The following is a 5,328-nucleotide window of genomic DNA, read 5'->3' as shown; positions in this document are numbered from 1 at the left end:
CCGCGCCGCCCCCCCACCCCCCGCGCATCTGGGCCGATCCCCTGCGGGTGGGGAGGTCCACTGAGCAAGTGTGGGGTCAACCTTGAGTAGGGGGCCCGATTCCAACGAGCGCTATCAGTGGTTCTAGTGCGGTTCTCCGCAGCCCAGCGCCGGTCCGCCGTCGCCGGATGGAGCGGACGGGCTGCGGCCGGCGTTGCTGCGGTTCAGGCGAGCAGTCCGGTCTGCTTCAGCCAGGCCCGGACGTCGTTGCCGGCTTCTCTGACTTCTTCGCCGCGTACGGCCAGGCCCTGGGCGAGGGTGGCGCCGGTGCAGGAGGCGGCGTAGTCACGTTCGGCGGTGCCCAGTCCGCTCATGGCGTGGGTGGTGAACGGGATGACGGTCTTGCCTCGGAAGTTGAGGGCTTCGGTGAACGTCTTCATGATCATCGGTGGGCGGACGTTCCAGATGGGGCTGCCCAGGAGGATCGTGTCGTAGCGGTCGAGGGAGGGAAGGCGGCCGGCGATGGCAGGCCGGGCATCGGTGTCCTGCTCGCGGACGTTGCGCTGGACCGTCTGGTCGTAGCTGTCCGGGTAGGGCTCGGCGGCTTCGATGCGGTGGACGTCGCAGGTGATGAAGCGGCTGATCATCCCGGCCAGCACCTCGGTGTTGCCGACGGTGAGGTTGGTGCGCCGACCGTAGTAGTAGTTCTCCCCCGGCCGGGAGAAGTAGGCCAGCAGGACCGACCCGCCGCGCGGGCTGGCCGTGGCGGACGGCTGTGTCGGGTCGGGGGCAGACCGCTCGGGCGAGGAGCCGGAGCAACCGGTCAGGTGGGTGCCGGTGATGGCGGTGGCTCCGGTCAACAGGGCTCCGCGTAGCAGTGTGCGCCGCCGTAGGGGGGCAGTCCTGTCCTGCTGGTGGGTCACGGGTGGCGTCCTTCGGGTATGGCCTGTGTGCCATTGCCGCGGATGCCCTGGAAGGGGTGGGGGCGTCCGCGCCGGTTCTGGTGGTGCCAGTACAGCTGTGTCAGGCGTCGACGCGGCGCTTGGCGAGCCAGTCGACCATCTCGGGGGCGTGGTGGTCGAAGAAGAGGGTGCTGCCGGTGTCGAGGGTGGCGATGGCCGCCATCTGCTCGTCGGTGAGTTCGAAGTCGAAGATGTCGATGTTCTCGGCCATGCGCTCCGCGCGGACGGACTTGGGGATGGCGACGACGCCGCGCTGCGTCAGCCAGCGCAGCACGACCTGGGCGACGGACTTGTCGTACTCCTTGCCGATCCCGGCCAGGAGCGGGTTGGTGAACAGGTCGTTCTTGCCCTCGGCAAAGCCGCCCCAGGACTGGATCTGGACGCCGCGCTCTCGCATGAGGTCCTGGTAGTCGGCGCGCTGGAAGAAGGGGTGGGTCTCGACCTGATTGACCGCCGGGGTGATGTCGTTGTTGAGGATCAGGTCGATCAGCCGGTCGGGGTAGAAGTTGGCGACACCGATCGCCTTCGCGAGGCCCTCACGGTTCAGGGCTTCCATAGCGCGCCACTGGCCGTACACGTCGCCGAACGGCTGGTGCATCAGGTACAGGTCCAGGTAGTCGAGGCCCAGCTTGGCCAGGGAGGTCTCGAAGGCGCGCCGGGTGTTGTCCTCGGCCGGGGCATCCTGGACCCACAGCTTGGTGGTGACGAACAGCTCCTCACGCGGGATGCCGCTGTTCCTGATCGCGCGGCCGACGGCCTCATCGTTGCCGTAGGCGGCGGCGGTGTCCAGGAGGCGGTACCCGACGGCGAGGGCCTCGGTGACGGCCTGCTCAGTGTCCTCCGGGGGGATCTGGTAGACCCCGAAACCGAGGATGGGCATCTGGACGCCGTTGTTAAGGGTGACGTACTGCATGAGCGGAAGTCCTTCACAGTGTGGTGACGTAGGAAGTCAGGGGATGGACGATCTTCGGGTCAGGCCGTTCTTCGACACTGACGTTGCCGCATAAGGGGTGCTACTCCAATTGGGAAGTGGGGGCTATCGCGCCGGACGACGGCGCGGATGGCAGGGCCGAGATCAGCGTTCGAGCATCTGCGCCTGAGCCTCGGTGTGGGTGTCCCCGGCGGCGGGCGGCAGGCTGCTGAGTCTGTCGATCTGCTCGCTGGTCAGCGTGATGCCGTCGGCGGTGGTGTTCTCCTCCACGCGGCTGACCCGCTTGGTGCCGGGGATCGGGGCGATGCCGTCGCCCTGGGCAAGCAGCCAGGCCAGGGCCACCTGTGCGGGTGTGGCGCCGACCTCGGCGGCCAGGGCCTGCACATCGTCGGCAATCGCGAGATTGCGGTGGAAGTTCTCTCCCGAGAAGCGCGGGTTGTCGCGCCGGAAGTCGGATGCGTCGAACTGGTCAGTGGAACGGACGGTGCCCGTCAGGAAGCCGCGTCCGAGCGGGGAGAACGGCACCAGGCCAATGTTCAGCTCCCGCAGGACGGGCAGGATGCGCTGCTCGATCCCGCGCGTCCACAGGGAGTACTCCGACTGCACCGCGGTGACCGGCTGAACGGCGTGGGCACGGCGGATCGTGTCCGGGCCGGCCTCCGAGAGGCCGAGGGCGCGCACTTTGCCCTCGGCGATCAGCTCCGCGACGGCGCCGGCGGTCTCCTCGATCGGCGTGTTCGGATCCACCCGGTGCTGGTAGTACAGGTCGATGTGGTCGGTGCCCAGCCGCTTCAGGGAGCCCTCGACGGCGGTGCGGATGTTGGCCGGACTGGAGTCCAGGTTCCACGCGCCCTCACTGGCGTGGGAGACCAGGCCGAACTTCGTGGCCAGCACCACCTGGTCCCGGCGTCCCTTCAGGGCCCGGCCCAGCAGCTCCTCGTTGGTGTAGGGGCCGTAGACCTCGGCGGTGTCGATGAGCGTGACACCCAGCTCCAGCGCCCGGTGCACGGCCCTGATCGACTCCGCCTCATCGGTGCCGGAGCCGGTGTAACCGTGGGACATGCCCATCGCGCCGAGACCGATCCGGGAAACCTCCAGGTCACGCAGCTTGATGTAGCGCATCGCACCCTCTCCGATTCGTAGCGTTGCCCGGCACCCTCACTCTCGCCCGGCCAGCCAGGTCGTGCCTGCTTCGGCTTGGGCGGCGGCCGGGGTACCGGCGTCGTGCTTTCACCTTCGCCCGTATTGCGCGGGTGTGGCAGGGCGGGCTCTTCAGGGGTAATGACAGGGCCCCCTCTCATCTGAGCAGGGGGCGCCGAGCGGGTGAGACTGGAGTCATGGCATCCGAGAACGCGAACAGCGAGGGAGCCGAGCTGGGCCGCTACCTGCGCGCCCGCCGCACCCAGACCAGCCCCGAACACGTCGGCCTTACCATCGGCGCCGGCATCCGCCGCACCCCTGGCCTGCGCCGCGAGGAGCTGGCCACCCTCGCCGGCATCAGCATCGACTACTACGTACGCCTGGAGCGCGGCAAGGAGACCCGCCCCAGCCCCTCCGTCCTCGATGCCCTCGCCCGCGCCCTGCACATGGACGACCAAGAGCACCAGCACCTGCGCGAGCTCGCCGCCCGCGCCGCCCGCTACACCCCCGAACCACCACCTGCCCCGAGCCGCACCGTGCGGCCACACCTCAAGCTCCTGCTGGAATCACTGCGCCCGAACCCCGCCTACGTGATCAGCCGCAGCATGGACATGCTGGCCTGGAACCCGGGCGGTCTCGCCCTCTACGCCGGCCTGGACGACTGGCCGGCCAAACAGCGCAACCTGGCCCGCTACCTCTTTCTCCACCCCGCCGCCCGTCAGCTCTTCCCCGACTGGAACCGGCAGATCACCGCATGCGTCGCCCACCTGCGCGCCGTCGCCGGTACAGCCCCCGACGCCCCCGACTTGACCAACCTCGTCGGCGAACTCCTCTTGAAGAGCCCCGACTTCGCGGGACTGTGGGAACGCTACGAAGTGACCGGGCGTAAGCCCGCGCAGAAGACGTTTCAGCACCCCCAGGTCGGAACGGTCACCCTCACCGCACAGTCACTGCACGTGGAAGGCACACCCGGCCAGCGCATCGGCGTCTACACCGCCGAACCCGGCACCCCCGACCACGACGCCCTACTCCTGCTCGACATGACCGTACCCGCCACGCCAGCACGAGCCCCCATACACCGGCCGAGCTGACCCCGCTCACGCTGCACCAACGCCGTCGTCCGGCACGAGCGCTGGAGCGGCCCGGTTCCTTCCGGGCAGCACGTACGGCCCGGGACCCGGCGCAGAGCGGCGGCCTCGGTCGCCGCGGCACAGTGACGACGCTGGGCGCGGGCCTGCCGGATCGGTACCGGCTTCGAGGCCGGTGACGGCGAGCATCCGGCTGTGGGACCGGCTTGCCAGTCTGAGAAGTCGCGAGTGAAGTAGGTGTCGTTCGCACCGCTCGCAGTGCCACGAGCTCACGCTGGTGTCGTGCTGCTTTCTCTCTGCCAGGCTTTCGCGAACTGCGCACACCACTGGCTGTCGGCTACCTGTACATGCTGGCGGCGGTGCTGGCAGTGGGCACTGCCTTCCCCTCGAAAGAAGAAGCTCCTGAGTTCTTGCAGCCGCTGTACGCGTTGGCAGAATGGATGGGCAAGCCTGCAGTCCTCGGCGTGAGCGCCTTCGCGGCTTACCTTCTGGGCAGCGTGCTCATGATTCGCGCCGATACCATCGCTTCCTTGATCTCGTACCTGCTGGTGCGTGTACGGCAGTCCTCTGCCAGCATGGCGGTGGCGAGCTACGTCCGCCGGCTCCTGCCGCAGCGCCAACACGACGAGCGAAAGCCCCAGCTCCGCTCGCCCCTGACGGCGAGATTCCACCGACCAACGGTCAAAACGGACGCCGGCGTCTGGGTCTTCGGTGGCGGTTCAAACTCGAATTTGCACCCGTCGCAATCGTTGCGAACTCAATCCCCCATCCCAACGACAACCAGTTCCCTCTGTTCGGTCCGATCCTGTACACGGCCGGCCCGAACCTCACTGGAGTCCTCACTACAGACGGATATGGAACGCCGATCATTTGCCCTCCAGGCTTCCAGGATGCAGCGGCGATTTGCCGCCTCCCAGGCGGGGATAAGCTGGGAATTGCATATGGCGGCTTCTTCGTGGGCCTGGGAGCAGGTCAACGGGTGAAGCATGAATGACACCATCATTCTCTACAACCAGGCGACCGGGTACGGTATTATCGGAACGCTATCTTTCGGCCGCTGGAAGCCAGGCGGCTTCAATTTCGGGCTCCTGGCGCTTCCGAAGGGGCACACTCACGCAGCGGCAAGCGCAGACTCGCTCGTCCTGTACAACTTCAGACGGCGGCGGGGCCTACTCACCGGACACGCGGAACGTCCCCAGCTTCAGCGCGCCCAGGGCCTGCCTCCCTT

6 protein-coding genes are annotated in these 5,328 nt (G+C 67.8%); 3 read left to right on the top strand and 3 right to left on the bottom strand.

Annotation, left to right across the window (positions count from 1 at the left end; all coding sequences use genetic code 11):
* Positions 1–203: 203 nt before the first annotated feature.
* The 3 genes from ACFVZW_RS36690 to ACFVZW_RS36680 form a co-directional block, all read right to left on the bottom strand.
* On the bottom strand, positions 204–839 hold the full coding sequence (locus tag ACFVZW_RS36690) for a flavodoxin (RefSeq protein ID WP_384530885.1): 636 nt from the start codon (positions 837–839) through the stop codon (positions 204–206).
* A gap of 163 nt (positions 840–1,002) precedes the next feature.
* Positions 1,003–1,854 carry an aldo/keto reductase gene (locus ACFVZW_RS36685; protein ID WP_384530883.1) on the bottom strand — a complete coding sequence of 284 codons (852 nt, stop codon included), beginning with the start codon at positions 1,852–1,854 and terminating at the stop codon, positions 1,003–1,005.
* Positions 1,855–2,016: 162 nt separating this feature from the next.
* Complete coding sequence (locus ACFVZW_RS36680) at positions 2,017–2,994, bottom strand: aldo/keto reductase (RefSeq protein ID WP_384530881.1); 978 nt, start codon at positions 2,992–2,994, stop codon at positions 2,017–2,019.
* 215 nt (positions 2,995–3,209) lie between these two features.
* Between ACFVZW_RS36680 and ACFVZW_RS36675 the strand changes: the two genes are divergently transcribed.
* The 3 genes from ACFVZW_RS36675 to ACFVZW_RS36665 form a co-directional block, all read left to right on the top strand.
* Positions 3,210–4,103: a helix-turn-helix transcriptional regulator gene (locus ACFVZW_RS36675; RefSeq protein WP_384530880.1), complete on the top strand. Its 894-nt coding sequence runs from the start codon at positions 3,210–3,212 to the stop codon at positions 4,101–4,103.
* Between the two features lie 344 nt (positions 4,104–4,447).
* Positions 4,448–5,083, top strand: a complete 636-nt coding sequence (locus ACFVZW_RS36670) for a hypothetical protein (RefSeq protein WP_384530878.1) — start codon at positions 4,448–4,450, stop codon at positions 5,081–5,083.
* A 3-nt stretch (positions 5,084–5,086) separates the two neighbouring features.
* Positions 5,087–5,328: hypothetical protein (locus ACFVZW_RS36665; protein WP_384530876.1), on the top strand; the 242-nt coding region annotated here is incomplete at its 3' end.

The organism is Streptomyces sp. NPDC059567, from assembly GCF_042735655.1.
GTDB lineage: Bacteria > Actinomycetota > Actinomycetes > Streptomycetales > Streptomycetaceae > Streptomyces.
This window is presented reverse-complemented; position numbering and strand designations above follow the sequence as displayed.

What these genes read in the sequence shown, in the direction of transcription:
- ACFVZW_RS36685 (WP_384530883.1), bottom strand. Translation starts at nt 1,854, where the DNA reads ATGCAGTACGTCACCCTTAACAACGGCGTCCAGATGCCCATCCTCGGT.
- ACFVZW_RS36675 (WP_384530880.1), top strand. Translation starts at nt 3,210, where the DNA reads ATGGCATCCGAGAACGCGAACAGCGAGGGAGCCGAGCTGGGCCGCTAC.
- ACFVZW_RS36670 (WP_384530878.1), top strand. Translation starts at nt 4,448, where the DNA reads ATGCTGGCGGCGGTGCTGGCAGTGGGCACTGCCTTCCCCTCGAAAGAA.
- ACFVZW_RS36680 (WP_384530881.1), bottom strand. Translation starts at nt 2,994, where the DNA reads ATGCGCTACATCAAGCTGCGTGACCTGGAGGTTTCCCGGATCGGTCTC.